Below are 21,751 nucleotides of genomic sequence, written 5' to 3' on the forward strand. Positions count from 1 at the left end.
TTGCGGGCGTAAGTATATTCGTAGAGAAATCACTGTGGGGCATTTCCCGCAGTGATTTCTCATTTTCAGCCGTATATTTGTCCCTCAATTTTATGGAAGTATGTTAAAAACCATTGTAAAAATCAGTAATGTTACCAACCTGTCCGACGCCCGCTACTGCGCGGGGATGGGGGTTGAGATGCTTGGATTTTCGATTGATGAAACAAGTGATGCCTACGTTGACTTAAAGCGTTTTCAAGATATTCGTTCATGGGTATCGGGGGTCCAAATTGTGGCCGAAACCGACTCCCTTGAGGCTGAAACCTTGCTGGAAAGGTTGATTCAGTACCAACCCGATGCCATTCAAGTGAGCCATGCCGAATTGTTGCCTTGGCTTAAAAGTGAAACAAGTAAGCCCCTCATCCTCCGCATAGAAGCCGATCAGGATGCCGACACGATTGAAGAAATCATGACCAATTATACGGCCTACGCGACGTATTTTTTGCTCGAATCAAGTTCAGACACCGCTTTAGATGGCGATTGGCCCTCATTTTTGAACACTTTGGCCGCTCGTTTTTCTATCTTATTGGGCTTCGGAGTCACCGTTGACAATGCAGATTTTCTCCTCGATGATGTAAACATTGCGGGTATTGCCCTGCGCGGAAGCGACGAAATTCGTCCCGGCTATAAAGAGTTCGGAGAATTAATGGATGTATTGGAAGCTCTGGAAGAGGAATAATTTAAGGGTGTCAGTTGAAGTTATGTCCGTTTTTTACACCGATGGGTGGAGTTTCTTTCGTCAGTTCGGGGTTGCTTTATGAATAAAAAAATGCTCTCTGCGGCGAAACAGAGAGCATAAATACTACTAAAAAAACACAGGTAAAGTGTTGAATATAAACCCGCAAGGCTTTTTAATTCAAGTGGGTGTACAGCAATTCGCTAGGAGTTCTCACTTTTTTGAGTTTGGCCAACCAGTCGTTTGCCTCATCGCGGTAGCCTAAAGCCAAGATGGCGGTGCTTTTTAATCCCTTGTCTTTCAAGCCCAAAAGCTCGTCCAATGCCGCAGCATTGTAGCCTTCCATCGGGGTAGCATCTACTTTTTGTTCGGCCGCTGCCAGCAACGCAATACTCAACGCAATGGCTGATTGCTTGGCGGTATGCGCAAAATTTTGTTCGGGTGTTTGTGTTGTGGTCATCGTAATCAACCGCGTGCGGTAGGCATCGGTGGCGCTGTCGGGCAGGCCTCTTTCGGCGTTTGAAAAAGCAAAAAAATCATTGATGCGTTGCTCGGTATATTTATCCCAAGCGGCAAAAACCAACAGATGGGAAGCATCGGTGATTTGGCTTTGGTCAAAGGCAATGGGCCGTATTTTTTCTTTCAATTCCTGATTTGTAATGACCAAAATCTCGTAAGGTTGCAAACCCGACGAAGAGGGCGACAGGCGTATAGCTTCCAGTATATAGTCAATTTTTTCCTGCGGAATTTTCTCTCCCGTCATTTTCTTAGTGGCATAGCGCCACTGCAAATTTTCAAGTAAACTCATATCTGTAAATACATTAATTGTAATTGTATATATTACAGCTGCCTACTTAAAATCGTTCATTTATTGATTAAAATGAATATAGTTTACTATCAAGTACTTGTTTATCAGTAAGTTAATGTGAGGACAGTTTTGGTATACCAATAAGTCATGACATAAAAAAAGCGGCCCGTGGATTCACGGGCCGCTTTTTTTATTTTGATTTTGTGTTATTGTAACAACACATCAAGCAGTGGCGTAAAGGTGCTACCGAGTGGGTTGACGGTGATTCCCGGCCCTGAATTTTGCCATGAAAATACCCGGCCATCTTTCATCGTGGCCACAAAACGCACCCGAATACGGTCGTTGGCGCGCAAGTTGGCGGTCGCAAATCCCGTTTTGGTCAGTAACTCACTGACCGAGATTTGCTCTTTCCCGTTGAGAGTCGTGATGGACTTTACCATTACTCCGTGGGGGGCGCTTGTAGTCGCCGCTGGCGTAACGACGGTTCCTCTGACGTGGCTGACGTACGCATCCACTTTTTCAATTTCAACTGCGTTTTGGCTTTTGGTGGTAAAACTCATCGAGGCCGAAGCCACCCCCGTCAACGGTACGGGGATGGTGTTGACATTGGCGGCGGTAACGGCCGTGGGCAGCGGGTCGGGTAATGCCACGAAATGGGCACCGTTTTTGATTTCAGGAATAGGGCTTTTCGGCTCGCAGCCCATAAAAGCGACAGCCAGTAATGCGCCAACAAAGGATATTTTTACGCTATTTTTCATGTTTTTTTTCGTTATTGATTAACAAATAAGGCGGCACTCTTCAAGAGGCAACTACTTCTGCCAGAACACTTTGTCGTTGGCTACCACGCGTTGCGCGGGGGCATTGGGGTTCAGTTGCAGTTCTCCAGGAGTGGGGTACGGATACGATTGCGGATATCCCCGGTTGACGTTGGTAAAGGCGATGCCGTCGGTGTTGGGGTCGTAAATTTTTGGAAAACCCGTCCGACGAATATCGTTGTACGATTCAAGCGCGAAACCAAAATTAGAAATCCACTTTTCGGTCATGATTAACTCCAACTTACCGCTGTCGGAAGCCGCGTCGTACTTAACCAACACCGCATCTACGTATTCTTTGATGGCGGCGGCTGTGATGGCAGGCGCGCCGCCCCGGGCAGCAGAGGCATTGACTTCGGCAAATGCCGCGTTGATGGCGTCGCTGAAAAGCTGTTTGGCATTTCCAGTACTCACACCCGTTTGGGCTAATTCGGCCCGGGTGAATAGATGTGAGTGATACGGCAAGATACGTTGGGGCCCGTCGCCGCGCGCGGAGGCTCCGCTTACCCCTGCGGCGCTTACGCCATTTCCGTCGTCAAAACGCCCGCCACAGTAGTAAAGCCCAATGATTGCGATTGAAGAAGATTGGTCAAATCCTTGGTTGGGCCCTTGCGATGAAAAGTAAATGGAAACAAAGTTACCGTTGCGATATTCCACCGCGTTTTGGGCGTTGGGACGCGCCGCCGAAAGTTGATTGAAATAATAATACGGAATCCTGGGGTCTTGGATACCCGTCAAAATGGGGTTGAGCGTACTCGTTCCGAGCAGGATTTCGTGAAAATACGGGCTGATGTAATTGTCACGCCCCGTGGTGGTGATGTTGTAATCTTCCCTGAACGCAGGGTGACGGTTGTCGGGGGCGCTTGAAGTGCCGTAGTTTAGCGAAAAATTCCCGCCTGCCTTCATTAAGTCATCTTCTGCAATCAGCGCATTGACGGGCGCACTTACGTTTTGTACCAACCGAATTTGATTGTACAGTTTTAGTTTTAAAGATTTGGCAAACTGCCGCCAACGCACCAAATTGCCCGCGTAAATCAAATCATCGGTACGCGGGCTGAGTGCCGACGCTTTGGCGAGGTTGGCAATTCCTTCGTCAATCAGGGTAAAGAGTTGCGGATAAATATCCTGCCCTTTATCAAACTTTGGGAACTGAATTTTGGCCGCCGTACTGGCTTCCGTAAACGGCACATCACCCCACACATCGACCATGTAACTAAACGCCAGCGCTTTCATGATTTGGGCCACACCAGCGTAGGTAAACTGTTGGTTGGCAGTGGCTTGGTCAGACAGTACATTCAGGTTTTGGATGGCGCGGTAGAGGTTGGCCCAAGCCTGCGTTCCCGCAAAATCCTGCCCAGTGATGGCATATTGGTCATTAGTACTGCGTTGGGTTACTTGGTGTACAAAAACCCCCGCAGGATTGGACAATCCGGGAGACCCTGACCCAATCGAGTTGACGATGTCCAATTGTGCATTGGTCAGCAATTGGGCCGTCGAAACTGCCGAGGGATTATTGGGGTCGGTATTGATGTCGAGATTACAGGCGTTCAGGAGCAGCATGGCCACCGTCAGCACGCCATATTTTATATAATTGTTTATTCGGTTCATTGTGTTTCAGAATTAAGTGATGTAGTCATTTACCGTGGTCCGTTTTACAGAGAATTTTGGATTTACGATTGTGTTTTTCGTTCTCCATATTTCCGTTTAGAATGTAACGCTCAAATTGACCCCGAAACGACGCACGGACGGAGCTGAGAAAAAGTCAATTCCTTGGGTATTGGTGTTTCCAAACGTGTTGACTTCAGGGTCGAAGTTGGCGTGTTTGGGGAAGTTGGGCGCAAAATACCACAGGTTGCGTCCGCTCAATGTGAGGCTCACGGCGCCAAATGGCGTTTTTGTCAACAACGTTTTTGGTAAAGAATATCCCAAGGTGATTTCGCGTAAGCGGACCACAGATGCATCCCACACCGAGAATTCATTGGGGCCGTTGATGGCCAATGCCCCGCCCGCAGCCTGAAACCACAGGTTGTTTTCCATCACCTGAATGTTGTTGGGGATGGGTTGGCCGTCGCCGCCGAGCAGTGGTTTGAGGGTATTGGCATCTCCCAATACGCCCGCTACTACCTTAGGAACTTCCCGGTCTTCGGTGTCTTGCGTTACCCCACGGCCCAACAAAAACTGGTTTGTCCACGAGTACAGGTCGCCACCGTGGCGGTAATCGACCACGCCGCTCAGAGTAAATCCTTTGTATTTCAACGTGTTGGTCACCGCCAAAATAAATTTGGGATTGGGGTTGGCGATAATTTTTTGTTGGATGTCAGGAATGGTCAGGCCCGTATTGGGATTGATGAGGGCGTTGCCGTTTTCATCGCGGGCCACGGCCGTTCCCCGCAATACCCCAAACCACTCGCCGGGGCGAACCACGGGAATCGGGTTGTTGGTAAAAATATTACGTAATGTCACTTCTTCGACGCCGTCGGCCAGTGATTCTACAATGTTTTTGTTTTGGGTGTAAGCGGCGAAAATATCCCATTTAAAACTATTGGCGAGCTGAATCGGAACCAAGGTAATCCCCGCTTCGATGCCTGAGTTGCGAATCGAGCCGAAGTTGGTCACAAAAGAAGTGTAACCCGACGACTGCGGCAACGAACGACGGGCGATAATATCGGTACTGAGGCGATTGTAGTACGTAAAGTCAATCACGGCTCTACCGCCAAAAAACTCAAGGTTGGTTCCGAGTTCAATCTCTTTCGTAAATTCAGGTTTTAGGTTGGGATCGAAGGCTGAAGAAGCCACCGATGCGCCCGGCTGACCGTTGAAAGGATAATCATTGTAGCGGGTGGAACCCGTTTGTCCTGAGCTTTCTCCGAAATTGATTCTGAACGTATTGAGCGTTTGGTAAGGGTCGGCATCGCGGCCCACTTTGGCGTAACCCAACCGCAGTTTAGCGTTCGTCAAGGCTTTGGATTTGATATTGAACGCCTCGGTCAAAATGAAGGAAGCACTGCCAGAATAGTAAAAATAACTGCGGTTGGAGGCTGGCAGGGTAGACGACCAGTCATTGCGGCCCGTGAGGTTTAAGAATAAGTAGTTTTTGTAGCCCAAGGTCATGTCGGTAAAGGCCGCGTACATCCGGCGCTTGCTGATGCCCGTATTGCCGGTGTTGGGCGTTACAGTACTGACGTTGGTAATCAAATCAATGCCTCGGGTTACTATGCCTAGCCCGTTTACGCTCGTTTGGTCGCTGCCGCGTTGGTTGTAGTTGGCGCCCACAATGGCCCGCAGGTTTATGTCTGAAGTCAGGTTTTGCGTAAGATTAAACAGCAGGTTGTGGTCTTGTTCTTGAAATTCAATGGCGTCAAACTGCATACTTCCTACGCCCTGAGCGCCCGATAGCGAACCCGCCGAAATACGCTGAAAACGGTTGTCATTGTAGCTGTTGAAACCTCCTTTGTAAGTCACGTTCAGCCAATTGGTGATGTCGTACAAAATGCTACCGTTCAGGGCGATACGGTTTACTTTACTCGTAAAAATGCTATTGTTAACGGACCAATAGGGGTTGTCGGCCTGCCCAAACGGGAAGAAAAAGACGCCATTGCCAAACGGATCTTCGTAGGGCAGTTGGTCGAGTGGCCAGTTGCGAGGTTGCTGAAACATCCGCGCCAGTGGAGAGGTGCCGTCGCCCCCAAAAAGCGGGCTGTTCTGAATGGTGTTGGTATAAGCTAAGTTGGCTCCGACGACAAAGCCGTTGTCGAGGGTGGTGTTTCCCCCCACGCTGATGTTGGTTCGTTCAAAACCCGACCCCGGGAAAAAGCTTTGCTGGTCGGTGCGCGAAATCACCGACGTAACGCTGGCTTTGGGGCCACCACCCGTGATGCTGACCGAGTTTTCGTAGACACTCCCCGTGCGAAAGAAATTCTTCACGTTGTCGGGATATGCTTGGTACGCCACGTTTCCGCCGGGGCGCAGGCCATATTGCGCGGCCAGTGCAGGGTAGTTGGTGGCGTAGGTGTTGTAGCCAACCCAAATCGGAATGGAGTCGACGGGGGCGGTAGAATTGGCCCAACCACCCGCCGCGTTGTAGGTGCGGCCTAGGCCGAATGCTGGTCCCCAGGTTCCGTTGGCGTTGGCGTAGACCTGCTGTGAACCCGAGCCGTATTTGTTTTGAAAATCAGGATAACTCGCGATTTTCTCGGCCGAGTAGGACGTATTGTACGTAATTTCCAATCCTTTCTTTGACAGCTTGTTAGTGCCCGATTTGGTCGTGATTACAATCACCCCGTTGGCGGCGCGGGTTCCATACAGGGCGGCGGCGGCGGCCCCTTTCAAGACCGTCATGGAGGCGATGTTGTTGGGGTCAAGGTCGGCGATACGGCTGGAGAAGGCAGCACCGTTGTCACGGAAACTGCCGCTTTCGTTCAGGTCGTTGTTGTACGGAATGCCATCTACCACAAAAAGCGGTTGATTGCTGCCAAAAAAAGAGTTGGCTCCCCGAATGGTAATCCGGGACGAGCTCCCCGCAGCTCCTCCTGAGCCATTGATATTGACCCCGGGAATCTTGCCCTGCATGGCTTTCAATACATCGGGTTCTGATTTCTGCACCAACTTATCGGCCGAGAGGCGCTCTACCGAATAGCCCAGAGATTTGTTGCTGCGCTCAATCCCGACGGCCGTTACCACCACTTCGGTCAATTGCTTGACGTCGTCGCTCAAAATAACGTTAATGGTGGTTTGGGCCCCGACGGCCACTTCTTTGGAGGAATAACCGATAAAGCTGAACACCAGCGTGGCGTTGTTGGGAACCTGAATTTGGAAGGTTCCGTCGGAGTTGGTGGTGCTACCCGTGGCAGAGCCTTTGATGACGACGTTAACGCCCGGTAGCGGGGTTGCGTCGGAGGCGGCGGTCACTTTGCCCGAAACGGTGCGATTTTGGGCATGGCCGTGGATGACGCTCAGGAGAACCCCAAGCATCAGGAACAATAAACTTTTTTTCATAAATGAATTGAAGATTTGGTTTTTTTAATCTGTTGTCAGCAACCATAAGGGATTGCTGACAACAAAGTTCTCCAATTCAATTTTGTTAAAAATCACCCATTTATAGGGGTTTATCAGCGACGATATTACCCAAATATGAAGTTGGGTTTTGGCCAAAAAGGGCGAATATTTTGAGCATTGAGCAGAATTGTACCGTTGGAGTAGGGCGCTTGCTGACCAAAAAATGAAATATTCTACCGTCATATCCCTCATTTACGGTTACCCCTATAGTTAGGGAGGGAAAAAAACATAAAGAAAGCCTAACAGATGAAATGAAGATACATCAAGCTCCGAAAACTACTTTTGTGCTGAAAATAACGGGCTAAAAATGGCGCAATTAGGGTGATTTGCCGCATGTTTTTTTTCAGGAGCTTTGTCCCATCAATCAACAATGACTTTCTACTGCAAATAGTATGAAGTAGACATTTGCAGGTATTCATAGATAAAAGATTCTCATACGATTTAGTTTAGGTTAAGAATTATAGCCGCAGGACCTTGTCTTGCGGCTATTTACTTTTTTAAATAGGCTGCCGCTTCTTTAGCCGTTTGGGGGTGGGGAAATACCCCTACTTGTTTCTTCCCCATTTTTGCCGAAATGCCTTCGCATTGCCTTGTCTGTATCTTTTAAAGAAAAAATGTAAAAAAAATGATAAAAAATTTTTTGTTTAAACGTTTAAACTTACATTTGTATCAAATCCTTCTATTTTAACCTAGTAAAATCCACTAAATCCCCTCATGAGAGGGTGTAGATTCATAATTGACCAATTATTAGCCTGATAGTTGCCTTAGTGACGGAACATAAATTCGAGTATTTTTAGTCTTAAAACGGAGAAGTGAGTACTGAAGCGGCAAGAAATAACCTTTAGTCACGAATATTTTTTTATATCTCATTGCTTAAACGTTTAAACAAAAAGATAGTAGGTTAGTTACTTCAAACCATTATTTTAAAAAGATGCCTATGCACCACTAAAAAGGTTTTTGGAGCTAAAATCGGCTTTCTACCGCCGATTCCTTCCCGTAAAATGTGATTTTGTTGCCATTGCCACCCATTATCCTGCCCGATAATGACACTATTTTGTTGCGTATATTAATCAGCGTTAGGTGATTTATTTGCGTAATAAAGGTTTTAAAACAGTAATGTGATTTGAAAAAAGCAGGCTCACACCTTCGGTGAGCGCAGGACTTTTATTGCCTAAAATTCAAATGTATGTCTATCCTTTTACACCACGGACCAAAAAGGTCCTCCTAAACCCCTATGTACTGATGAAAATAAATTTAACATCCATTCTTCTTATTTTATGCCTGTATCAAAGCATTGCTTTTGCGCAGAGTATAAAAATTACGGGTAAGGTGACTGACCAAGCCAACGAAGGACTTCCCGGCGTAAATATTCTCGTGGACGGCACCAACAAAGGCACAACCACCGACGCAACTGGCAAGTACACACTTGAGGCCCCTGCCGATGCCCAATTGGTGTTTTCTTACATTGGCTATGTGAGCCAAACCATCAAAGTAAACGCCCGCTCCATCATAGAATTAAAAATGGCGCAGGAAGAAAAAAACCTTAATGAGGTGGTAGTCACAGCATTGGGTATAAAAAAAGAAGCTAAAACGTTGGGCTATGCCACGGCTACGGTCAATGCCGAAGAAATTTCAACCAACCGGTCGCCCAATGTGGTCAGTGGTCTTCAGGGAAAAATGGCGGGGGTAAATATCTCTACGCTTTCGTCTGGCCCAGGGGGGACGGCCAAAATCCGTATTCGGGGACAATCTTCGTTCAGTGGTCAAAACAACCCACTTATCGTGGTCAACGGGGTGCCGATTGATAACCAAAACTACTCACTCGGTGGCGATTACGGAATGCGGGCGGCCAATAGTTCCGACGGCGGCGACGGTCTTTCCAGCATCAATCCCGACGATATTGAGACCATGACGGTGTTGAAAGGCGCAACCGCTGCGGCATTGTACGGTTCGCGGGCGAAAGACGGCGTGGTTATGATTACCACCAAAAGCAAAGGCACTGGCAAAGGTTTTGGGGTAGAATATAACGTAAATTATACCACCGATACGCCGCTGGATTTTACCGATTTTCAGTATGAATACGGTCAGGGAGAAGGGGGAAAGCGACCAACTACGCCAAATCCAACCTCGGGCGTGTGGAGTTTTGGGGAGAAATTTCAACCTGGCATGACCCAGATTCTGTTTGACAACAAAACGTATCCCTACGAGCCGGTCTACAACCGCGTAAAACAGTTTTTTAACGTAGGAACTAACCTAACAAACACCGTAACGGTCTCAAACAGTGGGCAAAACGGTGGTTTTAGCCTGTCGTTGGCCAATACCGACAACAAGGGCATCATGGCAAATAATACCTTTAATCGTAAGATTATTAACCTTGGATTTACCCAAAACATCACCAAAAAACTGACGGCTTCGGGCAACATTAATTATTCAAAAGAAAATAACATCAATCCGCCCCAGATCAACACGCAGGATTTTTCGGTTTCAACGGTGATTTTTACCTTAGCCAACTCCATGCCTTTTGATGCACTCCGCGACAATCAGACCTTACCCAACGGTGATGAGTTTGTGTTTTCGCGATTTCTGGTGCGCAATAACCCCTATTACTCACTGAGTAAACACTTTGAAAACGTAGTTCGTAACCGTATTTTTGGCAATATTTCGCTCAAATATCAGGTAGCGGATTGGCTGTATGTGCAGGGAAGATTGGCGGAAGATTTTTACGTGCGTAACCAAGATTACAACATTCCAAACGGTTATGCGCCCATTCCAAAAGCGCCCGTAGGCTACGTAAACGGCTCTTTCACGCAGGATGTCAGGCAGAATACGGAAAGAAACCTTGACTTGATTTTGGGAGGGAACAAGAATTTCGGAAAAATCGGGGTGGATTTTACGCTCGGAGGAAACCAACGCTACGCCCGCATGGACTACAACAGCGTGACGGTTCAGGATTTTATCCAGCCAAATCTCTATACTGTCATGAACGGACGGATAAAAAATCCGCTTTACAGCCTGTCTGAGAAGAAGATTAACTCGCTTTTTGGGGCCGCCACCATTTCCTACAACGACTATTTATTTCTGAACGTAACGGCTCGCAATGACTGGTTTTCAACCTTAGCGCCTTCCAACCGCAGTATTTTGTACCCTTCTACCACGGGGAGTTTTATTTTTTCACAGGCATTTCCTAACCTACCGGCGTGGATATCGTTTGGTAAGTTGCGGGCTGCTTATGCCCAAGTGGGTTCTGACAACGTAAACCCTTACTCCAACGCGCTGTTTTATGCCGTTGACAACAACTCCTTTCCCAATCCTTCGGGGCAGTTGGTGCCCGTGGGAGGTGTAAATGCTACCGTGGTGCCCAACAAAAACCTACGTCCGCTACGGATAAAGGAGGCCGAAGCGGGTCTGGAGTTGAAGCTGTTTAATAACGCCGTCGGCCTTGATTTTACGTATTATCGTAAAATTACCGAAGACCAAATCCTCGCCGCGCAGGTATCGGATGCGTCTTCTTACACCAGTAAACTCATCAACGTTGGTAGAAGTATGAACCGAGGGCTGGAGATTTTATTTACAATTTCACCCGTTAAAACGAAGTCTTTCCGCTGGGATTTGAGTGCCAACGTGTCTTACAATACCTCTAAAGTATTGCAACTGGGCTTGTCTGACAAAGACACCGTCATTACGGTGAGTAGCGGCGGCGGGCGTAATTTAAACCAAGTGGTGGGCAAGCCCATTGGTCAGATTTATACGTTCTTTTACCTGCGCGACGCACAGGGCCGGCAGGTGTTTGACAGGAATAGCGGTTTGCCTTTGCGTAACAACACCTTGGTGAATGTTGGGAGTGCGTTGCCAAAATATTTTGGGGGAATTACCAATACCTTCAACTACAAAAACATCATTCTATCGACGTTGATTGATTTCAAATTGGGGCATAAAATGATTGCGGGGCGCAACATCAACTACCTGCGTCATGGCTTGTCTAAGCGTACTTTGCCGGGCCGCGCCGAAGGTTTTGTGATTGGCAATGGGGTGAATCCAAACGGCGAAATAAACCAAACAAAGTCGGCGGTTCAGCCTTTTTATGAATCAGTCAACCCGCTGGGAATCAACGAGGACTTTGTGTCGAATGCAGGATTTTGGAAACTCCGCCAGATTACGTTGGGCTATGATTTTGGCAAACTTTTGCCCGCAAAATTCTTCGTAAAAGGAGCACGCCTCAGTGCCGTTGCCAACAACGTGTTGGTCATCAAAAAATGGACCGAGAACATGGATCCAGAAGAAGCACTGGTGTCGTCGGACAATGGCGTCGGCCTTGATTTTTGGCCCGGTCTGCCGCCTACCCGCAGCGTTGGTTTCAACTTGAATTTGAAGTTTTAACAGTAAACATCCGACAAAATTATGAGAACGAATCATTTAAAATATATCCTAGGATTGCTCCTCACGGTGAGCGTCATGACCGGTTGTGACCAAACATTCGACGAAGTAAATACCAACAAAGTAGATCCTACCTCATTGGCCCCTTCGTTGATTCTCAACAAGGCCATCATCAGTACGACCTACCTCGACGGATTTTCGACCTTGGGGATGTTGTGTTATAATTTCGGTATTGTTCAGCAAATCATCACGCCCTACGGAAGCTCACTTTCGGGCGGTAATTACAATCAGCTCAACAACGGAAATGCCTCCCAAGTGTGGATTAATTCTTACCGCAATGTGGTCAAGCAAATCGTGGCGGTGGTAGACCAGACCAAAAGCGATCCGTTGCAATCAAATACCTACCATTGTGCGCGCATTTGGAAAGCCTATACTTTCATGATTTTGACCGATACCTACGGCGATATTCCTTATTTTGAGGCGGGGCAAGGTTACATTACGGAGGTAATTAGTCCCAAATATGATGCCCAACAGGCCATCTACAAGGATATTTTAAAGGAGTTGGATGAGGCATCTTCGGCCCTTACCACGACGCAGGCGGCCGTGACAACGGATATTCTGTACGGCGGAAACGTAGCTAAATGGAAAAAATTGGGGTATTCGATGATGCTGAGAGCCGCCATGCGCTTGACAAAAGTAGATCCTGCCACGGCTAAAACCTACGTGACCAAAGCCGTAACGGGAGGTGTATTGCAGTCCAATGACGACAATTCGGTCATTCGTCACACGGCTATTTTTAACAATTACATTGCCAACCATTTGGCCGCTCGGGAAAAAACCAATTTTTATCTTGCGGCCCCTTTTGTGAATTTTTTAAAGGAAAACAACGACCCCCGCTTGGCGTCTATTGCGGTTCGATACGTGGGAGCCAAAGGCGGTCCTGAGCAGGTAGCAGCTCGCGCTTCGACCGACCCCAAAGTCCAAATCGGCATGCCGATGGGATACAACGACGTGACCATCACGGGCGTATTGCAGCAAAATGGCGTGGCGAGCATTTGGGATTTCTCGCAGGTCAACCTCAATACCGTGCTTAAATTGGACGCTCCCGAATTTCACATCACCTATTCGCAAGTGCAGCTTTTATTGGCCGAAGCCGCCGTACGCGGGTGGGTTTCGGGCGCCGCCGCCGACTATTACAGCAAGGGCATCAGGGCGCATTTGGAGCAAATGGCGCTGTATGATGCCTCGGCAGCCATCAAAGAAGACGCCATTCAGACCTACTTAAAAGCCAATCCGCTAGACCCCGCCAAAGCCCTTGAGCAAATCAATACCCAGTATTGGGTAGCGGCTTTTTTGGATGGAAATGAAGCCTTTGCCAATTTTCGCCGCAGCGATTTTCCCGCACTCAAGAAAAATCCGTATCCTGGCTCCGAAATCAAAGGCGATTTTATCCGCCGAATGCCGTATCCTGACAGCGAAATTGTGGTCAACTCGGGCAATATGAACGAGGCCATTACCCGTCAAGGAGCCAACGACATGGACACGCGTGTGTGGTGGGATAAAAAGTAAAATTCTGATTTTGAGGCCTTTTATTTTCCTAAACTCTTATCAAACTGGTTATGAATAAAACAGACGTAAACCGTCGGGAAACCATGAAAATGCTGGGCCTTGGTGGCTCGGCTGGACTCCTTGGACTTTTCGGTGGTGTATCCAACGCCCAAGCACGAGAAGAAAAAGGCACGCCATCGTACGCCAAAGCGATGAAGCCCATCAAAATTACCAATGTGAAGGCCATTGCAACGGCCCCACAGGGTTCAAATTTGATTGTGGTCAAAGTAGAAACCTCTGAACCGGGATTGTATGGTTTGGGTTGTGCTACCTTTACCCAACGCGCCGCTACCGTGATTGTGGCCATCAACACCTACCTCAATGAGTTTTGTGTTGGAAAAGACGTAGACAATATTGAAGACATGTGGCAGGCGGCTTATGTGAGTTCTTACTGGCGCAACGGACCCGTGTTAAACAACGCCCTCAGTGGTTTGGACCAAGCCCTTTGGGACATCAAAGGAAAACGGGCGGGAATGCCCCTCTACCAATTGCTCGGTGGAAAATCACGTTTTGCGATTCCGTGCTATACGCACGCCAACGGCAATACACCAGAGGCAACGGTTGAAAGTGTAAAAAGCATCATGGAGCGCGGGTTTAAGTACATCCGAATCCAGCAGGGTGGCTACGGTGCCGTGGGCAGTACCGAACAAAAGCCCGATTTTAAAGCAGCAGGTTTTGGCGGCGAAACCGACAATTACATGAATGAACGGACGTATTTGAAATCCATTCCTAAATTATTTGAAGCCGTCCGGAAAGGCTGCGGCGATGAGATAGAACTGCTGCACGACATCCACGAGCGGGTTCAGCCGATGGATGCTATCAACATGATTAAAAAATTGGAAGATTATCGTCCTTTTTTTATTGAAGATCCTTTTTCTCCGGAGAATATGAAGTGGTTTAAACAACTGAGGGCCAGTACTTCGGTGCCGATTGCGATGGGAGAGTTGTTTAATAATATCAATGAATTTGTGGAGCCGATGGTCAACCAGTGGTTTGACTACATTCGCATCCACGTTTCCCAAATCGGGGGAATTACGCCCGCCATGAAAGTGGCGAGGCTGGGCGAATGGTTTAATATCAAAACGGCTTGGCACGGTCCCGGAGACGTGTCGCCCGTGGGACACTCCGCACACGCGCACATTGATTTGGCGGTTTGGAATTTTGGAATTCAGGAAGCCGTCTCGTTCAACGAAAAAACGCTGTCGGTCTTTTCAGGTTGCCCAACCATGAAAGATGGGTACATGTCGGTCAACGAAGTACCGGGTATCGGGGTAGACATCAACGAAAAAGAAGCCGCCAAATATCCCATTACGACCAAGTCCAACTGGCAAGTACGGAAGTTTGACGGAACGATTATCCGCCCTTAGGCCGCGCAGGCGGAGGTTTTATGGTAGTGTAAAATCTCCGCCTGAAATTTTGTTCTAACTTGCAGGCTAAACTTTTATACCCGGTTTCTCAATGAAAACAAAAAAGGTTTCCCTGAAAGATATAGCACAAAAGGCAGGGGTGTCTATTGCGTTGGTTTCTTACGTCATGAATGGTAAAGAGAAAGAGAGCAGGGTAGGAGAAGAAATTGCCAAAAAGATCAAAGAGATTGCCAAAGAGCTAAACTACCAGCCCAATCACCTCGCCAAGAGTTTGCGAAGTGGCAAAACGCACACAATTGGGCTGATTATTGCCGATATTTCCAACCCTTTTTTTGCCAACATTGCCCGGGTGGTGGAGGACGAAGCAAAACGGAATGGCTACACGGTCATTATCGGAAGCTGTGACGAAAACGCCGATAAATCGTGGGACTTGCTCAACGTATTGATTAATCGTCAAGTCGATGGTTTTATCATTGTTTCGTCCGAAAACTCTGAGAATCAGGTTTATTATTTGAAGGAGAGAAACATTCCGTTTGTGCTGTTGGACCGACATTTTCCAGATATTCAGACGGATTTTGTGGCCACCAACAACTACAAAGCTTCCTACGACGCGGGGGTTCATTTGGTAAAAAGAGGCTATCAACGGATTGGGCTCGTGGCATATAAGTCGGATATGTTTCACATGGCAGAACGGATACGGGGCTATAAACAGGCCCTGAAAGACAGCCAAATTTCATTTGAAGAAGGTTGGTTGAAAGAAGTTCGTTTTGAAAATATTGAGAAAGAAGTCAGGGAAGCCATTGATGAAATCACCTCGCCCGACCAAAAGGTGGATGCACTGATTTTTGCTACGTATGGACTGGCTATCAATGGATTAAAATACCTCAACGAGTTGCGGCTCAAAGTGCCGTACGATTTAGGAATCGTGAGTTTTGGCCAAGCCGAAGTCTTTGACTTGTATTATTGCCCGATTACGTACCTGCGCCAACCCTTGGAATTATTGGGGAAAACGGCGGTTCAGTACCTGATTGGCAAGCTGAAAAACCCCGACGAAGGAATGAAACAAATATTGATGGAAGCCAAGCTGATTGTCCGGGAATCTTCAATGGCAAAGTCGGAATGGGTTTCTGAAGCCACGGCCGCTGGTCAGTAACACTATCTTGTTTTAACGTCTAACCTCGGCGTAAACCGCCCTTAACCTTAAAAAATGCAACGACGAAACTTTCTAAAAACAGCGGTTTTGGGCTCAACCGCGCTGGCGGTTGGATTGCCCCTTTACAAAGCAGAGGCCGCTTCTAAACTAAAAATCACCAAGATTCGCTACTACGCAGCGCCCGGCTATAACAAACCCCTTTTTAATCAAGCCCGGGGCATTGTTGAAATAGAAACCGACGGTGGCATCATCGGCATTGGCGAAGGCGGCTCAAAAGATATGATTGAGCAATGCGCTCAGATGCTGATTGGCGAAGACCCGTTCCGTATTGAGCACCTCTGGCAGTACATTTATCGTGGTATGTTTTATCCGCCCGGCCGGGAAAAACTCCACGGACTGGGCGCGTTGGAAATGGCCCTTTGGGATATTAAAGGCAAAGCCCTGAACGTGCCCGTTTATGAACTATTGGGCGGCGCTACCCGCGATTACATTGAATGTTACGCTACAGGTTTTCGGGCCTCCAAAGCCACAACGGAAGAAGGAAGAGCGCAGGACTGCATCGCGGCGGGGCTACGGGCGTATCGGATTGGCCCCACCGGCGGAAACGGCACCGAGCCTTTTGATTTTTACGATAACGTCAAGAAAACCATTGACATCTGCAAACGGATAGACGCGGCCGTGGGTGGGGGCGGTAAGTGGGCCATTGACCTGCATACCCGTTTTGACATGACCGACGGTCTGAAAATTTGTACGGCCTTGGAAAACCTCGAACCCTATTTTGTCGAAGACATCGTGCGCTCCGAAAATCCCGGGGTGTATAAAACCGTACGCGCCATGACCAAAGTGCCGATTGCGGTGGGAGAGCAATTTGGCGACCGTTGGGATACCAATGAACTGATTGAAAATCGGCAGATTGACTACACCCGCTTTACCCTGCCCAACACGGGTGGTATCAGTGAATTTAAGAAGATAGCGTCAATGTGCGAAACCCACTATGTGGGCATGATTCCGCATTTTACGGGCCCGTTGGCCACTGCCACACTCGTTCATGTGCTGGGGTCGAGCAGCCCAGCGCGTTGCCTGATGGAACTCGGCGGCGGCGAACCGGAGCGCCCGCCGTATTTCAACGAAGATTTTGTCAACTTCAAAAATGGTAAACTGTACCTCAACGACAGCCCGGGTTTGGGGGTGAAGTTTGACCCTAAAAAAGCTACGTTTGTGATGGAAGTAAAAGAAAAAACCAAGTTTCCGCATCCCATTTTGAAAGCGCCTGACGGCTCAATCCATAACTGGTAAAAGAAACGAGAATTCACACTATTTACACTAAACCTCTATCCTTTTTCAAATGAAATCATCTTCAAAAAAGACAGGTATCTCCCGTCGCAGTGCCATACAGTCGGTGTTGGGCGTGGCAGGAATGGGAACCATGACCCTGCCCCAAACGTCGTACGCGAATGCCCCGGGGCTTTTCAGAGACTATGGGCAGGTAAAGATTACAAAGCTTGAAACCTTTTTGGTGAAACCCCGGTGGATTTTTCTCAAAATCCATACCGATGTAGGCATTGTAGGCTTGGGAGAGCCCTTGCTTGAAGGCCGGGCGCTTACCATTCAAACGGCCATCAAAGAAGTAGAACCGTACTTGATTGGCAAAGACCCGCGGGCGGTAGTACACCACTGGCAGGCCATTTATCGCCACGCTTTTTACCGGGGCGGCCCGATTCTGACCAGTGCGTTGAGTGGAATAGATCATGCGTTGTGGGATATTAAAGGAAAACTTTTGAACGTGCCCGTGTATGAATTGTTGGGCGGCCCCACCCGTGACCGGGTGCGTATCTACGGCCGCGCAGCCAATGCAGAAGACATGAAAAAAAGAAAGGCCGAAGGCTATACGGTCATCAAAACGGGGGTGGCGAAGATTAACCCCGCCAACATCGTCGAAAATCCGAAATTTATTAAGTACGCCGCCGATAATTTTGCCTCGCTGCGGCAGGCTGGCGGGCCAGATATGGACATTGCGATTGATTTTCACGGGGCCATTTCTCCCCAAACCGCCAAAGTACTCATCAAGGAGTTGGAACAGTATCAACCCATGTTTATTGAAGAGCCTTGTCAGGCACAAAACGTGGATACGATGGTGGACATAGCCCGGGGTACGCACCTGCCGATTGCGACTGGCGAGCGGATTTTTACCAAATGGGGTTTTCGGGAAATTCTTGAAAAAGGCGCGGCGAGCATCATTCAGCCCGATTTATGTCACGCCGGCGGCATTACCGAAGGACGCATCATTGCTGGAATGGCCGAGGCGTATTACGTGCCCATTGCCCCGCACAATCCAATGGGTCCTATTTCGTTGGCCGTGGGGTTGGCGTTGGCGGCCAGTGTCCCCAACTTTTTGGTTCAGGAACAGGTTTCATTGGGAGAAGGGTATTTGAAAAAACCGTTTGTACTGGAAAAAGACGGCACCGTTTTGGTTCCCAAAGGCCCGGGTCTGGGCATTGAATTGGATGAAGAAAAAATGAAGGATAAAATCGGCCACGATTGGAAAAATCCCGAAACATATAATGCCCTCGACGGTTCTGTCACTGACTGGTAATCATAAGATGAAAAAGGAATTTTTTGCTATTGCGTTGAGTATGAGTGTCTGCGGAGGGTTTATTTCCTCCGCAGATTTTCCCACGACCAAAATCTCCAATGGTCTCATAGAGGCCGAATTGTACCTGCCCGATGCCCAGCGTGGGTATTATCAGGGAACCCGGTTTGATTGGTCGGGCGTAATGCCGCGTCTGGATTACAAAGGCCATTCGTATTTTGGTATTTGGAATCCTGCACCTTACGACCCCAAACTGCACGATGCCATTGCAGGACCCGTAGAAGAATTTGTGGCCGTAGGGATGAACGAAGCGCCCATTGGTGGTGAATTTCTAAAAATTGGCGTGGGAACGCTCATCAAACCGGATGCCAAACCCTACTCTTTTATGACGCCCTACACCCTCAAAAATGGCGGAAAATGGATGGTGAAAACCTTTACAGACAAAGTGCAATTTATGCATGAGTTGACTGATGCCGCTGGTTACGGGTATCTATATCGTAAAACAGTAAAACTCACCAAAGGAAAGGCGGAATTGGTTTTGGAACACAGCCTGAAAAATACGGGTACAAAACCCATCGAAACCCAAACCTACAACCATAATTTTTTTATGATTGACAATGAGCCGACAGGCCCAAATATCAAAACGACTTTTCCGTTTGAGGTAAGCGCCGAAGGCCGAAATTTTGGCACGATTGCCAAAGCCGAAAATAAAGCCATTGGCTATTCACGAGTGGTAGAATCGGGGGAGTTTGTATTTAGCGCTGGTTTACAGGGTTTTGGTGCTACATCAAACGATTATTCGATGCTTATTCAAAACCTCAAAACGGGCGCGAGCGTCCGAATCAAAGGCGACAAGCCGTTGGAGAAATTTGTATTTTGGGCGTGTCATACCACCTCGTGCCCAGAGCCATACATCAAGCTTTCGGTCAAGCCGCAGGAAGAAATTCATTGGAAAATTACGTATGAATTTAAAGTAGAAATGCCAAAATAAAACTTGTCTAATCTGTACTATCAGCGGTTGTAGACTATGAATAAAAATTACCGAAACCCTCTTTTAGGTGGTATTTTTGCCGTACTGATGTGCGGGGTAGCGTTTCAAAGCGGGTATAGAAATGATTCAGAAAATAACACCGATTGGCCCAAATACGGAGGAAACAGCGCGGGAAGTAGGTACGCGGAGTTGACCCAAATAAATGCGGAAAATGTCAATAAATTGCAATTGGCATGGTCGTACGATACGGGAGAAAACAACAATCCCGACGGCAAAGGCAACGATATTCAGTGTCAGCCGATTGTGGTCAACGGTATTCTTTATGGGACTACTCCGCGCTTGAAATTGTTTGCTGCCGATGCGGCTACGGGCAAAGAATTGTGGAAATATGACCCTTTTTCCAACCCAGACGTAAAACCGAGTTTTCATCCCGTCAGAGGGGTGGTGTACTGGGAAGATGGCGCTGATAAAAGAATCCTTTATTCCGTCGGAGCTAAGCTTATGGCGGTCAATGCTTTGACGGGAGAGTTGATAACTAATTTCGGTGAAAATGGTTTGGTCGACCTGCACGCTGGCCTCGGCGACGCGCAAACGTTGGGCTACGACGTCAATAATTTCAACATTCGTTCCACAACGCCTGGTGTTATTTTCAAAAATTTGCTCATTATGGGTTCGTCGGTTTCGGAAGGTGGCGACGCACTCCCCGGCAATATTCGGGCGTTTGATGTGCGCACGGGCAAATTGGCGTGGGTATTCCGCACCATTCCGCTGCCGGGAGAATATGGCTACGAAACTTGGTCGAAAGATTCGTATAAAAAATTGGGCGGAGCCAACTGCTGGGCGGGGATGGTCTTGGACGATAAACGAGGTACGGTGTTTTTGGGAACGGGTTCGCCTTCGGTTGATTTTTACGGCGGCGCGCGCAAAGGCACCAATCTATTTGCCAATTGCGTCATTGCCCTCAATGCCGAAACGGGCAAACGCATCTGGCATTTTCAAACGGTTCACCATGATTTATGGGATCGTGACATTCCTTGTCCTCCCAACCTGATTACGGTGGTGCACAAAGGCCCCGACGGTCGCTCCCGAAAAGTGGATGCCGTAGCGCAGGCCACGAAAGACGGCCTTATTTTTGTTTTTGACCGCGACACTGGCAAGCCGCTGTTTCCCGTCAAAGAAGTGCCCGTGCCCAAAGTTGCGGCGCTGCCCGGCGAAGCCCCTTGGTCGACCCAACCCGTTCCCGTAAAACCTGCGCCTTTTGCCAATCAGACGTTTACCAAAGCGGATTTGACCAATATTTCTCCAGCATCAGCGGCGTATGCGCAGTCAGTTTTTGAAAAAAGTAGGGGAGGGTTGAAAAACCTTCCGCCGAGCACGGTCGAAACTCTTTATTACGGCATCGGTGGCGGTGCTGAGTGGGGAGGTAGTGCGGTTGACCCCAACGGAATCATGTACGTCAACGCCAATAATATGCTTTGGTTGTTGAAAATGCAGGCCACCAATACCCCCAAAACCACGGAAGCGTTGACCAAAGGCGAGAAATTATTTATCGCTAACTGTGCCGTTTGTCACGCGATGGATGCCAAAAACACTGTCATAGCGACTACGCAGGCGTATCCAAATTTGCAGGATGTGGGCAAAAAACTTACCCGTCAACAAATCAATACACTCCTCGAAACGGGTCGGGGCAGAATGCCGTCTTTTCAGCACATTTCCAAGCCCGACCGTGAAGCCATTGTTCACTTTTTACTGAAAACAGAAACCTCGACTAAGGCCGACGATATTCATCGGGTAACGACGGTTGAGACCAAAACGGCGCGCGACTTTCCGTATACGCCATTGTTCCAAAACAAGGGATTTCGTCAGTTTAGAGACGCCGACAATTACCCTGCCATCAAACCGCCCTGGGGCACGCTGAATGCTGTGGATTTGAACACGGGAGAATACCTTTGGAAAGTTCCGTTGGGAGAATACCCCGAATTGGCAAAAAAAGGCCTTCCGACCACGGGCACCGAAAACCACGGCGGCCCCCTCGTAACGGCGGGTGGTCTACTTTTTATCGCGGCCACTTACGACGAAAAACTGCGGGCTTTTGATACAAAAACGGGAAAAGTGGTGTGGGAATATACATTGCCAGCGGGCGGCTTTGCCACGCCGATTACATATCAGGTCAAGGGAAAACAATACATTGCCATCGCGGCGGGGGGCACACGGTACGACTTAAAACCCGGCGGCAAATACGTGGCGTTTGCCTTGCCTTAGTTCATTAAATGTAACA

The 21,751-nt window shown here is 48.2% G+C and carries 13 protein-coding genes; 9 read left to right on the forward strand and 4 right to left on the reverse strand.

The window, feature by feature from the left end:
* Positions 1-100: 100 nt before the first annotated feature.
* A complete protein-coding gene (trpF, locus tag DVG78_RS21115) occupies positions 101-718 on the forward strand; it encodes a phosphoribosylanthranilate isomerase (protein WP_114463026.1) in 618 nt (205 codons plus the stop codon).
* A 172-nt stretch (positions 719-890) separates the two neighbouring features.
* On the opposite strand, the gene DVG78_RS21120 is transcribed toward trpF, so the two are convergent.
* From DVG78_RS21120 to DVG78_RS21135, 4 genes are all read right to left on the reverse strand, one after another.
* Positions 891-1,523 (reverse strand): nitroreductase family protein, encoded by a 633-nt coding sequence (locus DVG78_RS21120; protein ID WP_114463027.1) that lies wholly within the window; start codon positions 1,521-1,523, stop codon positions 891-893.
* A gap of 206 nt (positions 1,524-1,729) precedes the next feature.
* A complete protein-coding gene (locus DVG78_RS21125) occupies positions 1,730-2,281 on the reverse strand; it encodes a hypothetical protein (RefSeq protein WP_114463028.1) in 552 nt (183 codons plus the stop codon).
* 51 nt (positions 2,282-2,332) lie between these two features.
* Positions 2,333-3,943, reverse strand: coding sequence for a SusD/RagB family nutrient-binding outer membrane lipoprotein (locus DVG78_RS21130; RefSeq protein WP_114463029.1), 1,611 nt, complete (start codon positions 3,941-3,943; stop codon positions 2,333-2,335).
* A gap of 96 nt (positions 3,944-4,039) precedes the next feature.
* Positions 4,040-7,330 (reverse strand): SusC/RagA family TonB-linked outer membrane protein, encoded by a 3,291-nt coding sequence (locus tag DVG78_RS21135; RefSeq protein ID WP_114463030.1) that lies wholly within the window; start codon positions 7,328-7,330, stop codon positions 4,040-4,042.
* Between the two features lie 1,302 nt (positions 7,331-8,632).
* Between DVG78_RS21135 and DVG78_RS21145 the strand changes: the two genes are divergently transcribed.
* The 8 genes from DVG78_RS21145 (at position 8,633) to DVG78_RS21180 (ending at position 21,735) form a co-directional block, all read left to right on the forward strand.
* Complete coding sequence (locus DVG78_RS21145; RefSeq protein WP_114463073.1) at positions 8,633-11,767, forward strand: SusC/RagA family TonB-linked outer membrane protein; 3,135 nt, start codon at positions 8,633-8,635, stop codon at positions 11,765-11,767.
* A 21-nt stretch (positions 11,768-11,788) separates the two neighbouring features.
* The gene (locus DVG78_RS21150; protein WP_114463032.1) at positions 11,789-13,333 is read left to right on the forward strand and encodes a SusD/RagB family nutrient-binding outer membrane lipoprotein; all 1,545 of its coding nucleotides are present in this window, start codon (positions 11,789-11,791) and stop codon (positions 13,331-13,333) included.
* 50 nt (positions 13,334-13,383) lie between these two features.
* Complete coding sequence (locus DVG78_RS21155) at positions 13,384-14,739, forward strand: enolase C-terminal domain-like protein (protein WP_114463033.1); 1,356 nt, start codon at positions 13,384-13,386, stop codon at positions 14,737-14,739.
* 91 nt (positions 14,740-14,830) lie between these two features.
* Positions 14,831-15,892, forward strand: a complete 1,062-nt coding sequence (locus DVG78_RS21160; RefSeq protein WP_114463034.1) for a LacI family DNA-binding transcriptional regulator — start codon at positions 14,831-14,833, stop codon at positions 15,890-15,892.
* A 54-nt stretch (positions 15,893-15,946) separates the two neighbouring features.
* Positions 15,947-17,188 carry a mandelate racemase/muconate lactonizing enzyme family protein gene (locus DVG78_RS21165; RefSeq protein ID WP_114463035.1) on the forward strand — a complete coding sequence of 414 codons (1,242 nt, stop codon included), beginning with the start codon at positions 15,947-15,949 and terminating at the stop codon, positions 17,186-17,188.
* Between the two features lie 49 nt (positions 17,189-17,237).
* On the forward strand, positions 17,238-18,485 hold the full coding sequence (gene dgoD / locus DVG78_RS21170; RefSeq protein ID WP_114463036.1) for a galactonate dehydratase: 1,248 nt from the start codon (positions 17,238-17,240) through the stop codon (positions 18,483-18,485).
* 7 nt (positions 18,486-18,492) lie between these two features.
* Positions 18,493-19,473, forward strand: coding sequence for a hypothetical protein (locus tag DVG78_RS21175; protein WP_114463037.1), 981 nt, complete (start codon positions 18,493-18,495; stop codon positions 19,471-19,473).
* A gap of 36 nt (positions 19,474-19,509) precedes the next feature.
* Positions 19,510-21,735 (forward strand): pyrroloquinoline quinone-dependent dehydrogenase, encoded by a 2,226-nt coding sequence (locus DVG78_RS21180; protein WP_114463038.1) that lies wholly within the window; start codon positions 19,510-19,512, stop codon positions 21,733-21,735.
* Positions 21,736-21,751: the final 16 nt, after the last annotated feature.

This window comes from Runella aurantiaca, assembly GCF_003339505.1.
In the GTDB taxonomy this organism is placed as follows: domain Bacteria; phylum Bacteroidota; class Bacteroidia; order Cytophagales; family Spirosomataceae; genus Runella; species Runella aurantiaca.